This is a genomic window from Nonomuraea jabiensis, assembly GCF_014204795.1.
GTDB classification, from domain to species: domain Bacteria; phylum Actinomycetota; class Actinomycetes; order Streptosporangiales; family Streptosporangiaceae; genus Nonomuraea; species Nonomuraea jabiensis.
The window spans coordinates 141,744-164,702 of record NZ_JACHMB010000001.1 but is presented as its reverse complement, the minus strand read 5'-3'; the positions used below and the strand labels follow the sequence as shown (position 1 = coordinate 164,702).

At 71.6% G+C, this 22,959-nt stretch carries 15 protein-coding genes and 1 pseudogene; 6 read left to right on the top strand and 10 right to left on the bottom strand.

The window, feature by feature from the left end; all coding sequences use genetic code 11:
• Positions 1-12: 12 nt before the first annotated feature.
• The gene (locus tag HD596_RS00725; RefSeq protein ID WP_185067384.1) at positions 13-1,377 is read right to left on the bottom strand and encodes an FAD-binding oxidoreductase; all 1,365 of its coding nucleotides are present in this window, start codon (positions 1,375-1,377) and stop codon (positions 13-15) included.
• Positions 1,378-1,452: 75 nt separating this feature from the next.
• On the opposite strand from HD596_RS00725, the gene HD596_RS00720 reads away from it, so the two are divergent.
• Positions 1,453-4,611, top strand: a complete 3,159-nt coding sequence (locus HD596_RS00720) for an AfsR/SARP family transcriptional regulator (RefSeq protein WP_185067383.1) — start codon at positions 1,453-1,455, stop codon at positions 4,609-4,611.
• Positions 4,612-4,632: 21 nt separating this feature from the next.
• On the opposite strand, the gene HD596_RS00715 is transcribed toward HD596_RS00720, so the two are convergent.
• The 6 genes from HD596_RS00715 to HD596_RS00690 form a co-directional block, all read right to left on the bottom strand.
• Complete coding sequence (locus HD596_RS00715) at positions 4,633-6,063, bottom strand: OmpA family protein (RefSeq protein WP_185067382.1); 1,431 nt, start codon at positions 6,061-6,063, stop codon at positions 4,633-4,635.
• A 90-nt stretch (positions 6,064-6,153) separates the two neighbouring features.
• Positions 6,154-7,320 (bottom strand): acyl-CoA dehydrogenase family protein, encoded by a 1,167-nt coding sequence (locus tag HD596_RS00710; RefSeq protein WP_185067381.1) that lies wholly within the window; start codon positions 7,318-7,320, stop codon positions 6,154-6,156.
• An 86-nt stretch (positions 7,321-7,406) separates the two neighbouring features.
• A complete protein-coding gene (locus HD596_RS00705) occupies positions 7,407-8,429 on the bottom strand; it encodes a LacI family DNA-binding transcriptional regulator (RefSeq protein WP_185067380.1) in 1,023 nt (340 codons plus the stop codon).
• Positions 8,430-8,494: 65 nt separating this feature from the next.
• Positions 8,495-8,869, bottom strand: a complete 375-nt coding sequence (locus tag HD596_RS00700; RefSeq protein ID WP_185067379.1) for a hypothetical protein — start codon at positions 8,867-8,869, stop codon at positions 8,495-8,497.
• A 139-nt stretch (positions 8,870-9,008) separates the two neighbouring features.
• Entirely contained in the window at positions 9,009-10,982 is a 1,974-nt protein-coding gene (locus HD596_RS00695; RefSeq protein WP_221519114.1) for a serine protease, read from the bottom strand.
• A gap of 202 nt (positions 10,983-11,184) precedes the next feature.
• Positions 11,185-12,552: a sensor histidine kinase gene (locus tag HD596_RS00690; RefSeq protein WP_313042132.1), complete on the bottom strand. Its 1,368-nt coding sequence runs from the start codon at positions 12,550-12,552 to the stop codon at positions 11,185-11,187.
• Between the two features lie 139 nt (positions 12,553-12,691).
• Here HD596_RS00690 and HD596_RS00685 point away from each other — a divergent pair, with 139 nt between their 5' ends.
• The gene (locus tag HD596_RS00685) at positions 12,692-13,555 is read left to right on the top strand and encodes a hypothetical protein (RefSeq protein WP_185067378.1); all 864 of its coding nucleotides are present in this window, start codon (positions 12,692-12,694) and stop codon (positions 13,553-13,555) included.
• Between the two features lie 39 nt (positions 13,556-13,594).
• Complete coding sequence (locus HD596_RS00680; protein WP_185067377.1) at positions 13,595-14,347, top strand: DinB family protein; 753 nt, start codon at positions 13,595-13,597, stop codon at positions 14,345-14,347.
• A 147-nt stretch (positions 14,348-14,494) separates the two neighbouring features.
• Here HD596_RS00680 and HD596_RS00675 read toward each other — a convergent pair whose 3' ends face one another.
• The gene (locus HD596_RS00675) at positions 14,495-15,064 is read right to left on the bottom strand and encodes a hypothetical protein (RefSeq protein ID WP_246554044.1); all 570 of its coding nucleotides are present in this window, start codon (positions 15,062-15,064) and stop codon (positions 14,495-14,497) included.
• A gap of 121 nt (positions 15,065-15,185) precedes the next feature.
• A pseudogene (locus HD596_RS64550) lies at positions 15,186-15,311 on the bottom strand (LysR family transcriptional regulator); the annotation flags it as partial.
• A 186-nt stretch (positions 15,312-15,497) separates the two neighbouring features.
• On the opposite strand from HD596_RS64550, the gene HD596_RS00670 reads away from it, so the two are divergent.
• Positions 15,498-16,205 carry an SDR family NAD(P)-dependent oxidoreductase gene (locus HD596_RS00670; protein WP_185067376.1) on the top strand — a complete coding sequence of 236 codons (708 nt, stop codon included), beginning with the start codon at positions 15,498-15,500 and terminating at the stop codon, positions 16,203-16,205.
• Between the two features lie 398 nt (positions 16,206-16,603).
• Here the strand turns inward: HD596_RS00670 and sigJ are convergent, their stop codons facing one another.
• Positions 16,604-17,506 carry an RNA polymerase sigma factor SigJ gene (gene sigJ, locus HD596_RS00660; RefSeq protein WP_185067375.1) on the bottom strand — a complete coding sequence of 301 codons (903 nt, stop codon included), beginning with the start codon at positions 17,504-17,506 and terminating at the stop codon, positions 16,604-16,606.
• A 241-nt stretch (positions 17,507-17,747) separates the two neighbouring features.
• Here sigJ and HD596_RS00655 point away from each other — a divergent pair, with 241 nt between their 5' ends.
• Both HD596_RS00655 and HD596_RS00650 read left to right on the top strand, forming a co-directional pair.
• Positions 17,748-21,713: a metallophosphoesterase gene (locus HD596_RS00655; RefSeq protein ID WP_185067374.1), complete on the top strand. Its 3,966-nt coding sequence runs from the start codon at positions 17,748-17,750 to the stop codon at positions 21,711-21,713.
• 71 nt (positions 21,714-21,784) lie between these two features.
• Positions 21,785-22,918, top strand: a complete 1,134-nt coding sequence (locus HD596_RS00650; protein WP_185067373.1) for a HupE/UreJ family protein — start codon at positions 21,785-21,787, stop codon at positions 22,916-22,918.
• The last annotated feature ends 41 nt before the right edge of the window (positions 22,919-22,959 follow it).

Below are 22,959 nucleotides of genomic sequence, written 5' to 3'. Positions count from 1 at the left end.
CGGGTGCCGGGCTCATGGGCTGACGTGGGCGCAGTGACGGAACACGTCGCCGGGGTCCCAGGCCGCCTTCACCTGCTGCAGCCGGCGGTACCTGCGCACCCCCATCGCCCAGCGCACCCGGTCGTCGTCGGCCTGCTCCAGGTTCAGGTAGGAGCCGGTGACCCCGTGCTTCCTGATCGCCGAGGTCACCTCCTCCACCCAGGCCAGGTTGGCGGGGTCGCCGCCCGGATCCACCCAGACGCCGACGGGGTGCACCAGCCACCGCCCGCCGTGGCGGCTGGGGAAGGCCGAGTCCGGCGCGGTCCTGACCGCCTCCGGCAGCGGCGAGACGATCAGCTGCGACAGCGGGCTCGGCGCGGCGATCGCGGCGTCCTGCAGGTCGGAGATCAGGCCCGGATCCAGGCCGGGCACGAACTCCGCCGACCACCTGTTGCGCCGCCCCGGCTGCGAGCCGTCGTCCAGCATCGACTGCAGCGCCACGTACGGCATCGGCTGGACCGCGTCGAACAGCGGCGTCGCCGCCTCGACCAGCGGCCGGATCACCTCGGCGCCCGCCTCCGGATCACCGAGCCAGACGGGCACGATCGCCAGGATCGGCCGCCCCACCACGTGCCCGGGCACGAACGGCGCCGGCGGCGCCGTCAGGAACACCGCCGCCGGGGCGAAGTCGTCGTGCCCGGCCGAGCACAGCCTGTCCAGGGCCTCCAGTACGGCGGGCGCGTCGGAGACCCGGTAACCGAGCATGCCGCCGAGCACCAGCGGGCCCAGCGGGTGCAGGCGGAACGTGAACGACATGACCACGCCGAAGTTGCCGCCCCCGCCGCGCAGCGCCCACATCAGCTCGGGCTCGCTCTCGTCGTCGGCGACGACCACCCGGCCGTCGGCGGTGACGAGCTCGACGGCGATCAGGTTGTCGCAGCTCAGCCCGTACTTCGCGGACAGCCAGCCCTCGCCGCCCCCGAGGGTGAGCCCGGCGACGCCGGTGTGGCTGATCCGGCCGCCGGGCACGGCCAGGCCGTACGCCTGCGTGGCCTGGTCGACCTCGCCCCAGATCGTGCCGGCCTGAACGACGGCCGTCCGGCCGGCCGCGTCCACGGTGACGCCCCGCAGCGCCGACAGGTCGATCACGAGGTCACCGCCGAGCGCGTGCCCGGCCACCCCGTGCCCGCCGCCGCGCACGCTGACCTCCAGGGCGTGCTCGCGGGCGTAGGACAGCACGCTGACGACGTCGGCGGTGCCGCTGACGCGCACGATCGCGGCCGGCCTGCGGTCGATCATGCCGTTGTGCAGGGCCCGGGCGTCCTCGTAGCCCGGGTCCTCCGGGGTGAGGACCTCTCCTCGTACGGTGGCTCGCAGGTCCGTGATGTCTTGTGTCATGAGGCCAGCCTGAGCGGATGACCTTGCACACCCGTTTCACGGACGTCTCACGGAATTCGCTGAGATAATCCCCCCATGCCCTCCCTCCCCGGCTTGGACGTCCTCGTGCTCGGGCCGGTCACTGTCCGTGCCGGAGATGCGACGATCGTGGTGGATCGCCTCCTTGAGCGTGCGTTGCTGACCCGGCTCGCGCTCGCGGGCGGGTCTCCGGTCCCGGACGCGCGGCTGGCCGCCGACCTGTGGGGAGAGGCCGAACTGGCCCGTCCCACCGAACGCCTGCGAGTCCTCGTCTCCCGCCTCCGCGCCGCCCTCCCCACCCTCCCCGCCGACCTCGGGCAGGGCGGGGCCGGCGCCGGCCAGTGGGGGCAGGGTGGGACCGGCGTGGGCCGGTCGCGGCAGGCGTCACTCCTGGTCCGGACACCTGGCGGCTACGCGCTCGACGCCCACGCCGCCGACCTGGTCACGGCCCGGGCCGCCGCCGAACAGGCGCACGCGGCGGCCAGGTCCGGCGACCACGCGGGCGCCCGGGACTCGGCGGCGCAGGCGCTCGGCCTCTGGCGCGGCAGCGCACTGGCGGACCTGCGGGCGATCCCCTATGCCGAGCTGGAGGGGGAGCGGCTGGAGGCGTGGCGGCTGCACCTGATGGTGCAGCGGCTCACCGCCGACCTCGCCCTCGGCGCGGCGGCGGAGGTGAGCGCGGAGCTGGAGCGGCTGGCGGACGAGCATCCGCTGCACGAGCGGCTGTCCTGCATGCTCGCACTGGCCCTCTACCGCACCGGCAGGCAGGCCGACGCACTCGACCGGCTGGCCAGGCTCCGCCGCAAGCTGGACGACGCGCTCGGCGTCGACCCGGTCCCGGAGACGGCCGCGCTGGAGCTGCACATCCTCCGCCAGGACCCGTCCCTCCAACTCGCAGACACCACCCCAGCGAAAGCCGGGCCCACGATCAGACCGGAGCCGTCGTCCCCGCTTCCTGCGGCGTCGCCCGGGCCGGAGCCGTCCCCGTTCCCTGTCGAGTCGGCGGCTCCGGATCAGGCCCGTCCCCGGGTACGTCTGCCGGGCCCCGCGACGAGCTTCGTCGGCCGGGACGGCGAGCTGGCGGCGCTGGTGAGGCGGCTCGCGCGGCCGGGGCTCGTCACGCTCACGGGCGGGCCGGGCAGCGGCAAGTCGCGGCTGGCCATCGAGGCGGCGAAGGCCGTGGCTCAGGCCCCGGCCGCGGAGCCCAGGGCGGTGACCCTGGTGGAGCTGGCGCCGTTACACCGGGAAGGGGCGGTGCGCGCGGCGGTGACCGCGGCCGTGGGGCTGGAGTCGGAGTCCGACGATCCCCTGCCGGAGCTGGCCGCGCGCCTGGACGGCGGCCTCCTGGTGCTCGACAACGCCGAACACCTCGTCGACCAGGTGGCCGAGCTGGTCATCGGGCTGCTGAGCCGTACCGACGGGCTGGCCGTGCTGGTCACCTCGCAGCTCCCGCTGCTGGCGGCGGGGGAGGAGCTCAACCGGGTCGGACCGCTGCCCGCGCACGCGGCGGCGACCCTGTTCACCCAGCGGTGCGCCCCCGACCAGGCCGACGCAGACCCCGCCGCCGTCGCGGCGATCTGCGCCGCCGTGGACCGGCTGCCCCTGGGGATCGAGCTGGCCGCCGGTCTGACCCGTACGCTCACCGTGGCGCAGCTGGCCGCCCGGGTCGAGGACCGGCTGCGCCTGCTGGTGGGCGGCGGCCGCAACGCGGGCGGCCGGCACACGAGCCTGCGCGCCGCCCTCGACTGGAGCCACGACCTGCTGGCCGAACGGGAGCGGCTGGTGCTGCGGCGGGTCTCGGTCTTCAGCGGCGGCTTCGACCTGGAGGCCACCGAACACGTCGTCCCGACCGTGGCAACCGCCCCCGGCACGGCCGGTCCTGGCGCGGGTGGCTCTGCCGAGGAGGGCATGGCCGTTGCGGACGTTGCGCCTGCGCTGGCCGAGTTGGTCGACCGGAGCCTGGTCACCGTGGAGACGTCCGGGGGCGGGCGGCGGTTCGGGATGCTGGAGACCGTGCGCGACTACGCGCGGGCGAAGCTGGTCGCCGCAGGGGAGATGGAGGGCGCGCTGGCCGCCCATCTGGGCTGGTGTGTGGCGTTCGTCCGCCGGATCGGCGCGCCGACCGACTTCCTCGCGGCGGAGGAGGTGTCGGCCGTGTTCGCGGAGTGGCCCAACCTGCTCGACGCGCTGGAGCGCGCCCCCGGCACCGAGCGGGCGGCCGACGGCCTGCGGCTGGCGCTCGAACTGCACACACCGTGGCTGATCCGCGGCTGGTACGGCGAGGCAGAGCGGCACTTCTCGGCCCTGGCCGACGCGCCGGGCAGCACGCCGACCGAGCAGGCGACCGCGCTGAGCGACCACGCCTTCGTCTCCACCATGGTCGGCAAGTTCGATGTGGCGGCCGAGCTGCTGACCAGGGCTGCCGCGCTGGCCGAGGTCGCGTCGGACGACATGGTGACCATGAACGTCCTCTACTACCGCGGCATCGTGGAGATCGAGCGCGGCCGCCTGCGCGAGGCGCTTCCGCCGCTGCTCCAGGGCCTGGAGCTGGCCGAAAGCGTCTCCCACACGCAGCGGGTGTCCGCCTTCGCCGACGCGCTCGGCACGCTCCACCTCTACTCTGGCGATGCCGAGCAGGCACTCCAGCGCTACGTCACCGCCAACGCGTTCGACCTGGAGACCGGCGACGAGCACGGCCTGGCACGCGGTCTCAGCAACCAGGCCCAGGCGCTGCTGGGCATGGGCCACTTCAAGGAGGCGCTGGCGTGCGCCACCGAGTCCGACCACTACGCCGCGCGGCTGGACGACCGGCAGATCCTCCCCCTCAACGAGCTGATCAGGGGTGCCGTCGCCACGGCCGAGCAGGATCTGGCCCGGGCGGAAGGCCACATGCGTACGGCCGTCGGCTACGCGGTCACCGACGGCTCCGGGGCGAGCATGGCGCACATCGACCTGGCCGACGTGCTCATCCGGCGCGGGGAGCTCGACGAGGCGGCGGCGCTGCTGGACGAGGTCTACGCCGAGTCGGCCGAGCACAGCACGCCCTGGCTGGCGGCCCGGGCCGTGTCGGCGGCGCTGGCGCTCGCGAGCCGGGACCGGCGGCGGGCCGGGGAACTGGCGGAGGCGACGGCCGCCGCCTACGCCGCCTCGGGCTTCGGCTGGCCCCGCTACGCCGCCCGCCTGGAGGAGGTCAGAGTCGCGCTCGCCACACCGTGACCGGCCCGAGCAACACCGGACTCAGCTCGCCACCACCTCGGCTGGGAGTGCCTGGTCGTAGCCGCCGATCTGGACCTTCACCGACGTGACGTTCGTGCTCGGCGCCGGGAAGAGCCCCCACAGCGTCACCTCGGCGCCCGCGGGCACCGTGTCGAGCTTGCCCGGCGCGAAAGAGGCGCTCATCGTGCCGACGAAGTCGAAGTACGTGGGTTCGGCGAAGCCGCACAGCTCCTGCCGGCCGTTCTGGGCCGCGATCGACAGCTGGCCCGAGGTGAGCTCCTTGGGTGTGAAGTGGTTCTCGTACTCCAGGGACGCGGCCTGCGACCCGGGGTTGGTGACCTTGACGCTCGCCAGCAGGTAGCCCGACAGCCGCCGTACGCTCTCCACCCGCGCCTGCAGCCCCGCGTCGGTCAGGTCGGTGCCCGTCTCCGGGGCCCGTACGGTGGTGTCGCTGTCGATCCGCACCTCCACCCGCCTGTTCTGTGCCCGCCCGTCCGGGTCGTCGCTGCCGTCGGGCTTGGTGTTGGGCACCACGGGCTCGCCCTCGCCGTGCCCCTTGGTCCGGTAGGCGAAGCCGTCGCCGAGAGAAGGGCGCAGCACCTGGCTGACGGCCGCGGCGCGCTCCTCCGACAGCGTCTGGTTGTCGGAGGTGCCCCCGATCGCGTCGGTGTGCCCGTCCACGGTCACCGATCCCGACGAGGCGGAGACCCGGCCGCGCAGCGCCTCGATGGCGGACTTGGCCGACGGTGACAGCTTGGAACTGCCGAACTCGAACAGCACGTCGCTGGGCAGCCGGAACGCCTCTCGCGTGCCGCCCGTCGTCTTGCAGACCAGCGGACCGACCTGGAGCTTGTTGTGGGGGCCGTGCAGGGCTGGGTCGTCGGCCGGTTCGGCGTCCGTGATCGGCACGGTTACCGGGAGCAGGCCGTTGAGGACGACGAGCATTTCGGTGGCCTCCTTGGGCGGCGCCGCGAAGACCGCCGTCACCGGGGCCGAGCCGCCCGGCTCGATGTCGACGTCCGCGCTGATCCGCCCGTCCGGACCCGAGCTGCCGATCAGGCCGTAGGCGGTGCCCCGGGGCAGGTCCACCAGCGTGATCAGCTGCTCGCGGCTGTCGAGGCCGAGCGTGCCGAGCGAGATCTCGTCGTCCGTGCCGTTGAAGAGTTCGAACTGCAGCGCCAGCTCGTTCTCGCCGGACCTGACCAGGCGGAGGTTCCGGCCCTCGATCGGCAGGGCGGATGAGGTGGGCCCGGTGACCACGCCCTCCGCGGGAGACTCCGAGGGCGAGGGGGACTCCTCCTGCGTGGGGGAAGGGTCCTCCTGCGCCGGGGCGTCGGGAGCCTTCGCCGAGGCCGAAGGCTGAGCCGGCCGTCCCAGCGCACCGCAGGCGGAAAGGGCGAGCACGAGCGCCGTCCCGCAGGCCAGGCTCCTGGTCATGTCAGTCATTGGCATGCGGACAAGCCTGAAAGTACGGCGTTCCACGGACATTTCACCGGAGTCTCACCGCGGGACGGCGACTCGGCCGCCCTTGAACGCGCGGTCTTACGGCTCCAGCCCGAACAGCACCCAGGACTCGCCCGCGGCCAGGCCGGCCAGTTCGCGGCCGCACTCCCGCAGCGACTGCGGGCCCGAGGTGATGTGCGCGGCGCCGGCGTGTACGTCCCTGAACAGCCGCTGGATCAACCCGTCGCGCAGCGCCGAGGTGCCGCCCGACGCGTAGACGAAGTGGGAGACCTCGGTGATCGTCGACGTGATGTGGTTGAGCGCGAGCCGCACCATCGTCTCCTGCCGCACGTCGAGCGTCCGGCCCGAGTCGAGGGTGCGTTCCACGTCGTCCCACGTCTCGCGCACCAGGGCCGCCGCGGCGCGGAACTTCGCCTCGGCGCGGGCGAAGTCGGTGTGGAAGGCGTCGCTGCCGGCGAGCTGCCCGGGCCGCCCGGCCCGCGACAGGGCGTAGCGGCTCAGCTCGTCCAGCAGCCGGCGGCCGACGCCGAGCGCCCAGGCGGAGTGGCAGATCAGCGCCTGGTCGAGCAGGCCGAGCCGGTAGATGGCGCCGCCGCGCAGGGGCTCGTTCGTGTCGAAGGCGTGCGACTGCGACTCCGGCACGAAGACGTCGTCTATGGAGTAGTCGATGCTGCCGGTCGCGCGCAGGCCCAGGACGTCCCAGTTGCCGAGCGGCTTGACGTCGTCGATAGGGGTGATGAAGATCCGGGCCTCGTCGGTGCCCTCGACGGCGCCCAGGCTGTGGACGTACTGGGAGTGCAGCATGGCGGAGGCGAAGCTCCACTGCCCGCTGAGACGGAATCCCCCGTCCTCGGGGACGGCGATGCCCGGACGGGTGCCCTGGCCCGCGAAGAGGGGCATCCGGGGGCCCTTGAAGATGCGTTCGACGGCCTCGTCGCCCAGGTAGGCGCCGGCCGTGCCGTTCTCCAGGGTGGTGGCCATGACCACCCAGCCCGTCGAGGGGTCGGCGTAGGAGAGCTCTTGGAAGACGGCCATCAGCTCCGTGGGTGACAGCTCGGCGCCGCCGAGCGGCACCGGCACCCATATGCCGAAAAGTCCTGCCTCGTGTAAGGCGTCCACGACGGAGGTGGTGAGTCTGCCCTGCTCCTCGGCCTGGTCCGCGTCGCGCTCGATCAGTGGGCGCAGCGCGCGGGCTCGCTCCAGCAGGGTGTTGCCCGCGGTGTGCAGTCGCGGCGTGTCGCTCATGTCCAGGTGCTCCTGTTCGCGATCGTCGGCGCTCTTATTCCGTCAGATCACGTAAGGGGCGCGTTGTCCAGAGCCGCCGCGCGATCTCACGGTCCGGCCGCCCGGCTCGATCCGCGGACGATCAGCTCGGTGGCGAGCTCGATGTGGCGGGACTCGATCTTCTCGCCGGCGGCCAGGCGCAGGGCCGTGCGCAGGGCGACGCCGCCCATCTCGCGCAGCGGCTGGCGTACGGTGGTCAGCTGCGGCGACGTCATGACCGCGATCTCGGTGTCGTCGAAGCCGACCACGCTGAGGTCCTCCGGGACGCGCAGGCCCCGCGCCCTGGCGGCCTGTATGGCGCCGAGGGCGCTCTCGTCGCTGACGGCGAAGATGGCCGTCGGCGGGAGCGGCAGGTCGAGCAGGGCGGCTCCGCCCGTCTCCCCGTCGGGATAGCAGAAGCCCGAAGCACGGACGTATTCGGCGGGCACGGGGATGCCCGCGGCCTCCATCGCGGCGCGATAGCCGTGCATGCGTGCCTGGTTGGACGCCGCGCCGGCGATGCCGCCGAGGTAGGCGATGCGACGGTGCCCGAGGTCCAGCAGATGCCGGGTGGCGGACAGGCCGCCGGCGAAGTTGGTGGAGCCGACGCTGGTCACAGGGGTGTCCGGCAGGTTCATCGGGTCGATGACGACCACCGGCAGGCGAGCCCGGGACAGCGCGGCGAGCTGGGCCGGGGCCGGCTCACTGCCGAAGGTGATCAACGCTCGCCGCCCGGCGTCGACCAGGCCGCGGACCCAGGAAGCCCCGCCATCGGCCATGACCGCCGGGCTGGTGACGACGACGGCCGCGCCCGACTCGGCTCCGGCCTCGATCATGCCCTGGATGATCTGGGCGGAATAGGCGCACAGGTCCGAGGCCACCTCCACCTCGACGGTGGCCGGAGCCGCCGCCCGCGCCCGGCGTGACCGGCGGGCGACGTAGCCGTGCTCCTGCAGCAGGGACTGCACCAGCGAACGGGTGGCGGGCGCGACGTCGGTGCGGCCGTTGAGGACCTTGGACACGGTGGCCACGGACACGCCGGCCGAAGCGGCGATGGTGGCCAGCGTGGAACGCCCGGCATTGCTCGGCATCGATACCTCCCTCAGGTAACCACCCTAAAGGGAAAGATCAACCGAGGTCGGGCAGCCGGGACCCGTCAGGGATTGCCTGATCGGCAGACGGGCGTGGTGTGGTACTCGACGGACGCGCCGGTGGCGTCGGAGATCACCGCCCGGATGTCGTACCGCACCGTGGGCTGGCAGCCGATCCCCACGAAACTCTTGTTGTCGTACGCGGGGATGTAGCCGCCGTTGACGAACCACCGGATGGCGACCGGCGCGATCGCCCCGCTGTAGGAGACGGAGCAGAGGAAGCGCCGCGCGAGCGGTTCGCAGCTGCCCTCGTCCAGGGTCAGGGCCATGACCGTCGCCGGGCCGGCCGTCGTGGCGGCGGCCGACGCGGGCGCGGCCGGGCAGAGGAGCAGGCCGATCGCGAGGACAGCGGGCGGGACGAGTCTGTACGACGTGCGCATTCCTGTCTCCCTTTTGGCCGACGACGGAATCGGGGGTTTCGCGTTCACGGGCACGAGCGGGATCCCGCCCGGTGATGACGGCAGCCATGTTCCCGGGCGTCGCCTCAAGTATGGAAGGGTGGGCAAGGTAGATCCAGGACTAGGAGGCCCGGTCGTTCGGCGGCGGGGTGAACTGGCCGTAGCGGACGGCGCGGGTCTGCTCACCCGAGGGCGGCTGCGCCTGGCCGTGCGGGGGCGCGGGGTATCCGTACGGGCCCCGTCCGTACTGGGGGTTGGCGTGCTCCGGGGCCGAGCCGTACTGGGGGCCGGCGTGGTCGGGGGCCGAGCCGTACGGCGCGGCGCCGTAGCCGCCGGCGTTGTAGACGACGGGGCCGTACCCGTCGGCGCCCTGCCCGTACGCGGCCTGTCCGTACGCCGCCTGACCGTGTGCGGCCTGACCGTGTGCGGCCTGACCGTGTGCGGCCTGACCGTGTGCGGCCTGACCGTGTGCGGCCTGACCGTGTGCGGCCTGACCGTGTGCGGCCTGACCGTGTGCGGCCTGACCGTGTGCGGCCTGACCGTGTGCGGCCTGACCGTGTGCGGCCTGACCGTGTGCGGCCTGCCCGTACGCCTCCTGCGCCGGAGGCGGCACCTGGCCCGCCGGGAGCTGTCGCCACGAAGGGGGCGAGACCGCGCCGGGCGGGGGCTGGACGAAGGACGGCTCGGAGTGGCGGCGCCGGCGCCCGCGGCCGCGGAGGACCTTGGCCAGGACCGCGACGATCACGGCGGCGACCAGCACGCCGGCCCCGATCAGCACCCACCGCAGGATCGGCTTGGGCGACTCGTCCTTGCCGGCGGAGATCGCCTGCTGCGCGTCGCTGATGTACTTGGCCACGTACGGGTGGTTCGGGAACAGCGCCTGGACCTCGCGGAACTTCGGCAGCGAGTCCGAGTAGTAGTGCCGGAAGAAGTCGTTGAGCGCCTCGTTGTAGCGGATCGTCGTGGTGGTCTGGGCAGGCTTGATGTTCTTCTCGCCGAGCTTCTCCTTGATGATGCCCACCGGCAGGACGAAGCTCTCGCTCTCCGACGCCTCGCCGTTCTCGCTCACCGTGCCGGCGATCAGCATGCCGATGACCTTGCCGTCCTTGCTGAACACCGGGCCGCCGGAGTTGCCGTGGTAGGAGGGCGCCTGGGTCTGGATGTACGGCACGCCGGTCTGCGTGGTGCGCTTGGCGTTGTACGGGCCCTCGGTCAGCGCCGGCTCCAGCTTGGACTCCAGGCTGAAGAACGGCGTATTGGTGACCAGGCCGGGGAAGCCGCTGATGTAGAGCGTGTCACCGGTACGCACGTCGGAGTCGTCGCCGAGCGGCACGGTCGGCAGGTTCTGCTGGCCGTTGACCTTGAGCAGCGCGAAGTCCTTGCCCGGGTAGCTCTCGCCCACCGACACCAGCTCGGCCGGGACCGGCTTGGCCGTCTTGTCCACGCCGCCGCCGGGCAGGCTCTGGACCACCGACAGGCTCTGCTTCAGGTTGCGGAGCTGCATGTGGTTGGTGTTGAACGTGACGTAGATCTGCTGCGCGAGCTTGACGATCTCCTCGTCGGCCTCCAGGCCCTGCAGCCCGCTGATGATCTCCTTGGCGTCCTGCTTGTTGAACTTGGCCAGCGCCTGCTGCGCGAACAGCTGGCTCAGCTCGGTCTCGCCGACCTGGACGCAGTGCGCCCCGGTGACCATGTAGCCGTCAGGGGTGACCCACCAGCCGGTGCACAGGCCGCCGACCTCGGCTTCGACCGTGCGCTCAGGGGTGGTCGAGGCGAGGTAGGTATCCACGTCGGCCGCGATCTGCTGGAACAGCCACTTGGCGATGCTGCGCTCGTCCGAGGAGATCTTGCCGGACGCGACGGTGGCGGTGGCCTGCTCCACGAGCCGGTTGAACGCGGTCTGGTTGATCGTGCTGGTCGGCACGGCGACCGTGCCGGTGTAGGTGAAGCTCGTCAGCTGGACGGCGGGCTGGGTACGCGCGGCCAGCCAGGTGCCGACGGGCACGTCGGGTCGCTCGTCGGGGGTGTCGGCCGCCGCCGGTAACGCGGGCAGCGCGACCGCCATGGCGACCGCCGCACCCGCGGCGATCTTCATCAATCTTGTCCTGAAATTTCCGCTCACGTCTGGAAATGGTGAGGTCCGGCTCTTGTGCGTGGCTTGGAGCCGACTTGGGGGTGTGGCGCAGTCCTCGCGGACCGGGGATGCGCAGGACGAAGCAGGCGGGACGCGCAGGACGAAGCAGGCGGGACGCGCAGGACGAAGCAGGCGGGATGCTCGGTCGTCTCGGGCGGGATGCTCAGTCCTCGCGGACCGGGATGCGCAGGACGAAGCGGGCGCCGCGCTCGGAGTCCTCGATCGTGAGCGTGCCGCCGTGGGCGTGCGCGATCTCGCGGGCGATGGGCAGGCCGAGCCCGGTCCCGCCGGCGTCGCGGTTGCGCGCGGCGTCCAGGCGGGTGAAGCGCTGGAAGACCGTCTCGCGATGCCCGGGCTCGATGCCCGCCCCGTCGTCGAGCACCTCCAGCACGGCCTGCCGGTCCTGCCGCCGTACGGTGATGAGGATCTGGGACTCGGCGTGCCGCTCGGCGTTGTCCAGCAGGTTCGTCAGGAGGCGGGCCAGCTGCAGCCGGTCGCCCGTGACGGCCACGCCCGGCTGCAGCGTCGTGACGACGTTCTTCGAACGCGGCCTGCCGGTCTCGGCGCCGACCAGCTCGCACAGATCGACCGGTTCCCGGGAGCTCGGCGCGCCCGCGTCCAGCTTGGTCAGCGTGAGCAGGTCGGTGACGATGGCCTGGAGCCGGTCCAGGCTGGCCAGCAGTGCCGCGCCGGTCGCCCGCCAGTCGGCGTCCTCGGGGTTGAGCAGCGCGTCCTCGACCTGGGTACGCATCGCCGTGATCGGGCTGCGCAGGTCGTGCGAGGCGTCCCCGGCGAACCTGCGCTGCTGCTCCACCGCCTCCGCCTGCTTCCTCATCGCGGCTTCCAGCCGCTCCAGCATCTGGTTGCCGGTCTCGGCCAGCCGCCTGATCTCGTCGTCGACGTTCTGCGGTACGGGGAGCCGCATCCCGCCTCCGCCCGCGGTGATCTCGGCCAGCCTCTTCGTGAGGTTGTGTACGGGCGCGAGCGTCCGGGCCACCACGCGCGACACCCCGAACCAGGTCAGCGCGACCAGCAGCGCCGCCACGCAGATCTCGAAAAGGAGCACTTTCAGGCTGACGTACCAGGGCACGGCCGGGGCGAAGGCGTAGATGACCCACGCGCCGTCCGGCTGGTAGGCGTGCATGGAGACCACCAGCTCGCACCGTCCGGGGAACGCGGGCAGATCGCAGAGCTCGGCGACGTCGTTGGCCGTGTTCCGGTGGGGGATGACCGTCGTCAGCCGGGGCAGGCCGGCCAGGTTCGGCGTCGAGGAGACCACCCGTCCCGCCGAGTCGAGCACCTGGATGCCGTCGAGCCCGTCGGTGGTCACCGTCGGGGGCAGCTGGTTCCGCTTGACCATGAGGAGCACGCGCAGGGCCTGGCTGGCCACGTCGTACGCCCGGATGTCGCCGGCCTCGTTCCGGATGGCGAACAGCACGAACGCGCTGACGACGACGTTCAGCAGCAACATGGCCAAGCTGGCGAGCAGCGCCAACCGCAGTCGCAGCGACCGGCCCAGCCGTCTGATCACTCCACACCCCGGTAGTCAGAAGACCACATGGAGTGCGTTCGCCCCTAATTAAGGGAGATTCCCCCGCAAATCCGATAAGAGGGGCACTTTGCCGGTGTATGAGCGGCTACCGTAGCCGCCCGGGGGTGATCACGAACTCTTGCGTAGGACGATCGCGGGCCTGTGCCTGGTGCTGCTCCTGGCCGCCTCCTGTAGCTGGTCCTATCGGGTCTCGCCGGGCCGGTTCGAGGCACGCGCCCGGGAGGTGGTGGCGCGCTGGGACGGATCGGCCGGCGACCGGGCCTGGCGCTCGGGTTTCGTCCCGCTCGGAGGGCTCCAGGATCGGGGTGGCTGGACCGACCCTCCCGCCTGGGCCGCCCTGAGCGCGCACAACGGCGTGTGGCAGCTCGCGGCCGAGCTGCCCGCGAACCCTCTGGCCGCGGCGCGCCTGCGGTGGCCGGACGGCTCCGTCTCGGAAGTGCCGCTCGTCACGGCGGCCGACGCGTACGCGGAGCTCAGCAAGCCGGCCGACTTCATCGAGGAGGAGTGCCCGGCCAAGGGCTGCCGCCCGCTCCGGGTGACCGGGGCCGAGCTGGGGGAGACGACGCTGACGACCAGCCGCGGCACGATCCGGGTGCCCGCCTGGCTGTTCAGCGTCAGGGGGGTCGGGCCGAAGTACGTGTACGTGGCGGTCGCCCCCTCGGCCATCACCGCCCGTCCACAGGCAGCGGAGGGGGAGTACGAAGAGGTGACGGGGTACGACCTCGTCGCCGGCAAGCCTCACGACCTGCTCCTGGAGTACGGCCACGGCTCCTGTGACCGCATTCACGGGGCGCGGGCGTACGAGACCGGCAAGCTCGTGGTGGTGGACGTGGACGAGGAGGGCTCCAGCGGGCCGTGCAGCCTGATGCTCAAGATAGCCAGGATCACCGTCACGCTGGCGCGTCCGCTCGGCGACCGCCTCGTGCTCGACTCGGGCACGGGCCTGCCCGTCGTGCGCGGGGTGAGGCCACCTCGGAAATAGGCGCTGTACGGTCACGGCTGGCGCGGGCACAATGGCGCGATGGCAGCGCAGTACGACAACACTGACGCGTTCCAGGGCGCGAGCTTCACGATGGCCGATCTCTCCGCCACGACGTTCCGCAGCTGCGATCTGCGCCGGGTCAAGATCGTCGACTCCTGGCTCATGGACGTCAACGTGTCCGGAGAAATCCGTAATTTCCGCGTCAACGACGTGGACGTCACCCCCTACGTCGAGGCCGAGCTCGATCGGCGCCATCCCGAACGCGTACGGCTACGGGAGATGCGCACGGCCGGCGACTTCCGCGCGATGTGGGAGACCATCGAGCGGCTCTGGTCCGAAACGCTCGCCCGCGCCGAACGGCTGCCCGAAGCGGCGCGCCACGAACGGGTCGACGACGAATGGTCCCTCGTCGAGACGCTTCGCCACCTCGTCTTCGCCACCGACGCCTGGGCGGGCCGGGCGATCCTCGACGCGCCGGACCCGTTCCACCGGCTCGGCCTCACCCACTCCGGCTACCCGCCCGAGGACGCGGCGGCGCTCGGCCTCGACCTCGACGCCCGCCCGTCGTACGCGGAGGTGGCGCAGGCGCGCGCCGGCCGGGTGGCGCTGGTGCGCGGCATCCTCGACGACCTCACCGACGCCGGGCTCGAACGGGCCTGCACCCGCGCACCCGCGCCCGGCTACCCGGAGGAGCCGCGCACGGTCGGCGGCTGCCTGCGCGTGGTGATGGAGGAGGAGTGCGAGCACCGCCGCTACACGGTGCGCGACCTCGCCACACTGCAAGCCCGCTGACCACGATCACCACGCGACCACGATCACCACACGACCACGATCACCACACGACCACGATCACCACGCGCCACGCTGACCCGCGCCATGCTGACCCGCGCCACGCCGGCCGGCATCGCGCTGACCCGCGTCAGGCCGACCGGCGTCGCGTCATCCGGCGGTGCGGAACGGGTCGCCGGCCGGCAGCCAGGCCGCCTCGGCGTCCAGGCCGAGCCCGCCGACGTCCCGGGTCAGGGCCTCGACGGCGGCCCGTACGGCCATGCGGGTCTCGTCCCGCCGGGACACCAGGGCCCAGGTCCAGTACGGCGCCGGGTCGACCACCGGCCGCCGGGCGAGGTCCGGCGGCACCGGCGCGGTCTGGCCCTTCGGCGAGTTGACGACGGGCCGGCGCAGTCGCCGTACGTGGTCGAAGAAGGCCGGCCCGATGATGCCGCCGTCGTCGACGCGTACGACGCGGGCACCGGTGTCGCGGGCGAACTCCTCGGCATAGCGGTTCCACGAGTCCCAGGTGGCGGTGTCGGCGTCCACCAGCACCGACGTGTCCTTGGCCGGGACCGCGGACGTGCCGGTGCCCGTGGAGACCGCGAAGAGCCGGTCGGCGCCGATCAGCCGGGCCTCCAGGCCGTGGGCGGCCAGGTCGTCGGCCCGCACCCAGCAGATGGTCAGGTCGGGCGGGCGCCAGCTGACGTAGCCGAGCCGGACCGGCTCGGTGGCGGCCATGCCGGACGCGGCGCAGCTCCTCGGCCTGGCCCAGCAGCGCCCTGACCTGGGGAAGCAGCGCCTGCCCCGAGGGGGTGAGCGCGACCGAACGGCGGTCCCGGTCGAACAGGTGTACGCCCAGGTCCCGCTCCAGGGCCTTGATCTGCTGGGAGAGCGACGGGCCGGCGATGCGCAGCCGGAGCGCGGCCCGGCCGAAATGCAGCTCCTCGGCCACCGCGACGAAATATCGCAGCCGGCGTAGCTCCATTCGCCCAGGGTAGTGCGCGGGGAGGCGCAGCCTGACAACAGGGAGCCAACCGGTCGTGGCGGGATCGCGCCCGGCCGGCGCAAGCTTGAACCATGACCGCGCGGTGCCGGTCCGCCCCGTTCGCTGACCGGCCGCGCTGATCGAGGCCCGGACGTATGGCCTCAATCCTTATGAGAAGAGCAACCCATGAGCACGCACAGAGTCGCCGTGATCACCGGCGCGTCCCAGGGCATCGGCGCGGGGCTGGTGACCGCCTACCGCAAGCTCGGCTACGCGGTCGTCGCGAACTCCCGATCGATCGCGCCCTCCGACGACCCCCTGGTGCGGACCATCGCCGGTGACATCGCCGTCCCGTCCGTCGGCAGGCGCGTCATCGAGCAGGCGCTGGAGGCGTACGGCCGGGTCGACACGCTGATCAACAACGCCGGCGTCTTCGTGGGCAAGCCGTTCACCGACTACACCGACGAGGACTACGAGCTGGTGACGGGGGTCAACCTGCGCGGGTTCTTCGAGATCTCCCAGCGGGCCATCGACGCCATGCTCGCCCAGGGCGGCGGGCACGTGGTCAACATCACGACCACCCTGGCCGAGTACGCCGACAGCCGCGTGCCGTCCGCGCTGGCGGCGCTGACCAAGGGCGGCCTCAACTCGGTCACCAAGTCGCTGGCCATCGAGTACGCCTCCCGGGGCATCCGGGTCAACGCGGTCGCGCCCGGCGTCGTCCGTACGCCGATGCACCCGGGGGAGACCCACGACTTCCTCGCCGGCCTGCACCCCGTGGGCCGGATGGGCGAGGTTGGCGACATCGTCGACGCGATCGTCTACCTGGAGACGGCCTCGTTCGTCACCGGCGAGATCCTGCACGTCGACGGCGGCCAGAGCGCCGGTCACTGAGTCCTGCCACCGGGTGCGCCCGCTCCCGCCGGCCGAACGAAAGGCGAAGGTTGACCTCCGTACGAGAGCGCGGCACGGACGGCGGCGAGGCGCCCCGGGCGGATCGGCCCTGGCGGATCGTCAGGCAGGGTGCGGCGGGCATGGGTGTCGGCCGCTTCGCCTACACCCCGATCCTGCCGATGATGCACGCGCAGGCCGGGCTGTCCCCGCGGCACGCACGTCGGCGCGCTCTGGTCGTCGCTCCGGCTGGTCACCGGGATCGCGAGCGCGCTGATCTTCGTCATCGCCGCCGACGCCCTGCTCACCGGTCTTCGCGGCCACGCGCACCACCTCGTCGGCGCCGCCCTCGTCGCGCCGGCCGCCGCCGCGACCGGCGTGCTGCGCCACCGTTTCCCCCATCACCTCGGCCCGCTGCCCCGCCGCGTCCGGGACTTCTCGGGGACGTGAGTGAGCTTGTCGGGGTTGCTGACGGTGTAGACGTCCTTGATCTGGGAGCCGTCGGGCGTCATGTCCACGACCATGACGGCGTACGGGGCGTTCTCCACGAACAGCACCGCGCAGGGGTCGCCGTTGACCTCGCGGTACTGGATGTCCAGCCCGTCGAGGGGCTGGGCGGCGCGGGAGACGAGCACGCGGGAGACGTTGTCGCGGCCGCGGATGGGACGCGGGCCGCCGGCGTTCGACTTGCCGCCGCCGTCGGTCCACAGCGTCACGTCCGGCGCCAGCAGTTCCATCAGCCCCTCCAGGTCGCCGCCGAAGGTCGCGGCCACGAACCGCTCGGTCACCTGCCGCTGGAGGCGCGGGTCGACCTGGGTACGGGGGCGGCGGGCCTGGACGTGTTCGCGGGCGCGGTGGGCGAGCTGCCGCACCGCGGCGGGGCTGCGGCCGATCATGGGGGCGATCTCGGTGTGGGCGTAGGCGAACACCTCGTGCAGGATGAACACCGCCCGTTCCAGCGGCGTGAGCGTCTCCAGCACCACCAGCAGCGCGAGCGAGAGCGTGTCGGTCCGTACGGCGTGGTCGGCGGCGTCGGGTGAGGTGACGAGGGGTTCGGGCAGCCAGGGCCCGACGTAGGTCTCGCGGCGCCGGCGCAGGGCGCCCTGGTGGGCGAGCGCCTGGTTCACTGCGACGCGTACGAGGTAGGCGCGCGGATGGCCGATCTCGTCCGGATCCCGGGACGCCCACGCCAGCCAGGTCTCCTGCAGCACGTCCTCGGTGTCGGTGACGCTGCCCAGCATGTTGTAGACGATGGAGAACAGCAGTTCGCGGTGGCCGGCGAACACCTGGGTGACATCGGACATCACGGATCCCCCCTATGCGTGTGACTGCTGCTCTTAGAGCCCTTGAGAGGGCCGTGGTGTGACATCCCAATCTTCCGGTACGCGCCCATTGAGACCTATTTGTGACGGATGACCAGAATGACGCAACCGTTTATCGTCCCTTCAGCCTCTCTATGCACACCGTTCACTCGTGCGCTCCAATGTGTCCGCGCGAGAGCAAGCCGCCTTATGGGGGGCTTATGCACATAAGAAGGGACTGCCGATGGCAGCACGAAAGTCATTGCGCGGTTTAGGCGGCCGGGCGCGTTTCGCCCTGGCCGCCTCGATCGCGACGCTGCTGGTGAGCAGCTTCGTCACGGCCGCGTACGCCGACCCGGCGCCGGCGGAACAGGACCGGGGTCGGCCCAGCCCCACGCCGACGACCACCGCCGTCCCGAGCCCTCCGACGCTCACCCCGGCCACCGGTTCGTACCTGGAGGGCACGGCGAAGGTCGCGGCGGTCCCGACCGCGGCCGGTGACAGCGTCACGAAGCTCGCCGTCGACGACACCGCGCTCAACGCCACCCGTACGGTCGGCGTCTCCAAGCTCCGCTTCGACGTGGGCTCGAACTCGACGGAGGCGCAGTACCACAGCTACGTGCTCGTCAACGGCGAGTACCGCAGCGAAATCGGCAACTTCGTCAACGAGCGCGCGACCATCGACATCCCGAACGAGCGCCTCGTCAAGGGAGAGAACACCGTCGAGATCGTCGTCGGCGCGATCCCGTCCTCGTGCGGCACGAACTACGACGACTTCGTGCTGTCCGACGTGGGCCTCGAACTCCTCGGCGAGGTCGCGGACGGCGAGGACAACCCGTACACCCTCTCCTTCGGCGACGGCAGCTGCGGCACGAACACCACGCTGCTGAAGCGCGCCACGCTCAAGTTCTTCGTCCAGGGCGAACCGCAGGGCACCACGGGCCTCGCCGCGGACCTGGACACCACGACGCTGTCCAACGGCGAGCACACCATCACCGCCACGACCGCGGCCGGCGTGACCGTCAAGAACACCGTGACCGTGAACAACGCCCCTGCCGGGGCGCCGCGCCTGCTGCCGACGGACGGCACGCTCGTGGCGGGCACCAAGCCGGTCTTCGCGAACGTCCCGGCGAACAGCGGAGGCGGCGTCAAGTCGCTCACCGTGGACGGCGAGAAGCCCGTCACGAAGCCCACGCTGGGCAACGGCGCCGCGATGCTCAGCTTCGACGTGGGCGCGGACGGGATCGAGGACAAGTACGACGACTTCCTCCTCGTCAACGGCAAGCGCATCGACCTGGGCGGCACCTGGGCGAGCCGGCGGGTGACCATCGCGGTCCCGGCCAAGTTCCTGGTGCCCGGCGACAACACGATCAAGGTCGTCACCGGCGACGCCAAGGAGACCTGCGGCAACAACCGCGACGACTTCACGATCACGAACCTCGAGCTCGCCCTCGACGGCGCCACCGTGACCGGCCAGGACCTCAAGCCGTCGTACGAGATGGGCGACGGCACCTGCGGCAGCAGCCAGACCCTCCTGCGCGAGGCCGAGCTGCGCTACAAGATCGACGCTCCGGCCGTCCAGGTCATCGAGACGCTCGGCTCGGGCGTGGCGACCTTCAGCTTCAACGTGGGCAGCAACTCGATCGAGGCGCGCTACCAGAACTTCCTGCTCGTCAACGGCCAGAAGGTCGTGCTCGACGGCGACTTCGTGAGCAAGCGCGTCGACTTCACGATCCCGAACGAGTTCCTGGTGCCCGGCTGGAACACGATCGACTTCGTGGCCGGCACCTTCCCGACCTCGTGCGGCAGCAACCGCGACGACTTCGCGATCTCGAACATCGCGCTCACCCCGGCGCAGGGCACGGCGACCGGGCAGCTGCTGAAGACCTCGTACAGCCTGGGCGACGGCAACTGCGGCGACAACGTCAACCCGCTCACCGAGATCGACCTCGAGTTCCTGGTGGACGCCCCGGCCCGCGGCCTGCGCGCGGACCTCGACACCGCCGCCATCAAGGACGGCAAGCACAAGCTCGCCGCGGAGTCGGCCACCGGCGAGGTCGCCACCCGCACCCTGATCACCGACAACTCGGCGCCGAAGGTCGCCAGGAGCGTCCCGGCCGAGGGTGAGAAGATCACCGCCTCGGTCGTGCTGGACGTCAAGCTGGAGGACGCCTCCGGCGTCGTGTCCGGGCCGGACGTCAAGCTCGACGGCCGGCCGATCGAGCTCGGGGCCCAGGTGGGCCCGGGGCTGCGCGCAGGCAAGCACACGCTGGCCGTGACGGGCGCCGACGGGCTCGGCAACACCACGACCCGCGAGGTCGTGTTCGAGTCCGCGGGCATCCCGGACGCGCCGGCCGAGCTGAGCCCGGCGCGGGGGGCCACCGACGTGTCGGACCCCGTCACGCTCTCGGCCAAGGTGGCCGAGCCCGACGGCGGCCAGGTGACGGCCACGTTCAACGAGGCGAAGATCCTCACCCCGGAGCAGGTGTACCAGGGCACGACGCAGTCTCTCCCGACGACCCTGCGGGTGCCGGGCGAGAAGCGCGTCAGGACCGACGGGCTCGAGCCCGCCGACGGCAGGACGCTGGACGCGCCCTCCGGGCAGGATCTCGTCTACCAGCGCTATGACGTCGAGGTGCAGGGTCACGTGGACTCCCCGGTCCTGCGCTGGGAGGGCGCCATCGACCCCGAGCGCCTGGCGGGGCTGCGGGCGTGGAACACCACGTCCAAGGCGTGGGAGCTGCTGACGAGCGCCCGCGGCGCCGCCGAGGGCAAGACCGTGCTCACGGCCGTCGTCGACGACGACTACATCGACAGGAACCAGGTCCACGTCATGGTGACGGGCGAGGACCCGTTCGCCGACGACATCGACCCCGGCGACCCGAACGGCTTCGCCGACCCCTCCTCCTACGACTTCTCGATCGTCCACTTCACCGACACCCAGTACATCTCCGAGGGCGCGGTGGAGCAGGAGACCGCCGAGGAGCGCGCGGTGTGGGAGTCCGCCTACGCCGGCATCGTCAACTGGATCAAGGACAACAAGGACCAGCGCAAGATCTCGTACGTCGCGCACACCGGCGACATCATCGAGAACAACATCCGCAAGCCCGCCGACGAGGCCACCCAGCAGCAGGTCACCGGCGAGTTCGAGGTGTCCTCGAAGCAGCAGAAGGTGCTGGACGACGCGGGCATCCCGAACGGCGTGATCGCCGGCAACCACGACAACCAGTCCGGCACCGAGAACGGGCCGGAGGCGATCTACAACAAGTACTACGGCCCCGGCCGGTACCAGGGCGCCTCGCAGGGCTGGCAGCACGCCAAGTACGGCGGCCCGTGGAAGGAAGGCGACAACCAGAACCACTACGACCTGTTCTCCGCGGGTGGGCTGGACTTCGTCGTGGTCGGCCTGTCGTACGGCGTGACGCGGGAGGAGGCCGAGTGGGCCGACTCCGTCTTCAAGAAGTTCCCCAACCGCAACGGCATCCTGCTCTCGCACGACTACCTCGTGCCGAGCACCAACCCGGACGGCCGCGGCGCCGGTTTCGCGGCCCCCGACGGCTCCATGCTGTACAAGACGGTGGTCGAGAAGAACCCCAACGTCTTCCTCATCCTCGCCGGTCACGAGCACGGCGTGGGCACCAACGTGAAGCCGAAGGTGGGCCAGGTCGGCAACGGCGTCGTCGAGCTCCTGGCGGACTACCAGTTCTACACGGTGTCGGCCGACCGGCTCGGGCTGACCGCGATCGGCGGCTACAACCCGCAGGACCAGCTCCAGTTCGGCGCGAGCTTCTTCCGCATGCTGCAGTTCAACGTCAAGCGGGCGGAGCTGAGCGTGGACACCTACTCCCCGCTGCTCAACGAGTTCGGCGCCAACGAGTACGACCCGCTGCGCCGCTACAACGGGCTCGAGGACAACATGGTGCTGCCGGTCGACCTCACCTCCCGTACGACGACGTTCCAGACCGACTCGCTGGCGATCTACAAGCCGACGAAGGTCATCGGCAAGAGCACGGTCACCTCGGGCCAGGTCGCCTCGGTGACCTGGAAGCACCTCAAGGACGACACGGCCTACGCCTGGTTCGTCACCGCGCGCTCCGCGGGCGGCGGCGTGACCGCCTCCGAGCCGAGCGTCTTCGTCACCAGGGACGAGCACGGCCGCCCCGGCAAGTGGGGCCCGGACTCGCCCATGTACCACTGGTTCAACCGCTGACCCCATCCCCGCCGCCCCCCGGACCCCGGTCCGGGGGGCGGCCCTCATCCCCTCACATGGAGAGACGAGACATGCCCCGCATGCGCTGGCTGGCCGCGGTCGTCCTCGCCCTGGTCCTCGGCGGTGTGCTGGCCGACCTGGCGCGTCCCGCCCCGGCGGCGGCGCACGACGCGACCACGACCGCCCACGCCGAGGTGACCGGCTCGGGCCTGGACGCCAAGGCCGTGCTCGACCTCGAATACGACCTGCTCATGAAGTCGGCCTGGCTCTACGCCGAGGCCTACGACGCGAAGGAGCGGACCGAGCAGCTCCGGCAGCTCAAGATCAACCGCGACGCCGTGACCGACTATGTCACGCGCCGCTTCGCCGTGTCGTACGCCGGCAGGCCCTGCACGCCCACCCAGGTCGGCGACGCGGACATACGCGTCCGCGGCAAGGCGGCCTTCGCCGTGCTCACCTACGCCTACGCCTGCCAGGGCGAGAGCGGGGGAGCGCACGAGATCTCCAGCGCCCTGTTCCCCGACGCCGAGAGCTTCGTCCACAGCACGAAGACGATGGTCCGCTACGAGCTCGACGGCGAGAGCGGCTCCGCCGTGCTGGAGGCCACGGCGCCGACGGTGAAGGTCGGCGAACACCAGGCGTCGAGCCAGATAGGGGAGTTCTTCGTGCTCGGCGCCGAGCACCTGCTGTTCGGCCTCGACCACATCTTCTTCCTGGTGGCCCTGGTCATCGGGGCCCGCCGCCTGCGCGACGTGGTCGTCACGGCCTCCGCCTTCACCGTCGCCCACAGCATCACGTTCCTGCTGGCGGCGATGGGGATCGTGGACGTTCCGGGAGCGATCGTCGAGCCGGTCATCGCGGTGTCGATCATCGTCGTGGCGGTCGCCAACCTCCTGGGCCGCGACGAGGACAAGCTGGGCCGCTGGCGGCTGCCGATCGTCTTCGCCTTCGGCCTGATCCACGGGCTGGGCTTCGCGGGCGCGCTGGACATCAAGGAGAGCGGGTCCTGGGGGCTGCTCCTGTCGCTCCTGAGCTTCAACGTCGGCATCGAGGTGACCCAGCTCGTGCTCGTCGCCGTGCTCTTCCCGCTGCTGGCGCTGCTGCGCCGCACGCCCGCGGCCCGCTGGGCGGTGGCCGCGATCACGGTCCCCATCGTGGCGGTCAGCCTGTACTGGTTCTTCGACCGCATCCCCCTGCCGCTATAGATGAACGCGGCATGCACGTTTTGTTAGGAAACGCGTCATTT

Coding starts and splice junctions, on each gene's coding strand:
- HD596_RS00725 (WP_185067384.1), bottom strand. CDS start 1,377: ATGACACAAGACATCACGGACCTGCGAGCCACCGTACGAGGAGAGGTC.
- HD596_RS00720 (WP_185067383.1), top strand. CDS start 1,453: ATGCCCTCCCTCCCCGGCTTGGACGTCCTCGTGCTCGGGCCGGTCACT.
- HD596_RS00715 (WP_185067382.1), bottom strand. CDS start 6,063: ATGCCAATGACTGACATGACCAGGAGCCTGGCCTGCGGGACGGCGCTC.
- HD596_RS00710 (WP_185067381.1), bottom strand. CDS start 7,320: ATGAGCGACACGCCGCGACTGCACACCGCGGGCAACACCCTGCTGGAG.
- HD596_RS00705 (WP_185067380.1), bottom strand. CDS start 8,429: ATGCCGAGCAATGCCGGGCGTTCCACGCTGGCCACCATCGCCGCTTCG.
- HD596_RS00700 (WP_185067379.1), bottom strand. CDS start 8,869: ATGCGCACGTCGTACAGACTCGTCCCGCCCGCTGTCCTCGCGATCGGC.
- HD596_RS00695 (WP_221519114.1), bottom strand. CDS start 10,982: ATGAAGATCGCCGCGGGTGCGGCGGTCGCCATGGCGGTCGCGCTGCCC.
- HD596_RS00680 (WP_185067377.1), top strand. CDS start 13,595: ATGGCAGCGCAGTACGACAACACTGACGCGTTCCAGGGCGCGAGCTTC.
- HD596_RS00675 (WP_246554044.1), bottom strand. CDS start 15,064: ATGGCCGCCACCGAGCCGGTCCGGCTCGGCTACGTCAGCTGGCGCCCG.
- HD596_RS00670 (WP_185067376.1), top strand. CDS start 15,498: ATGAGCACGCACAGAGTCGCCGTGATCACCGGCGCGTCCCAGGGCATC.
- sigJ (WP_185067375.1), bottom strand. CDS start 17,506: ATGTCCGATGTCACCCAGGTGTTCGCCGGCCACCGCGAACTGCTGTTC.
- HD596_RS00655 (WP_185067374.1), top strand. CDS start 17,748: ATGGCAGCACGAAAGTCATTGCGCGGTTTAGGCGGCCGGGCGCGTTTC.
- HD596_RS00650 (WP_185067373.1), top strand. CDS start 21,785: ATGCCCCGCATGCGCTGGCTGGCCGCGGTCGTCCTCGCCCTGGTCCTC.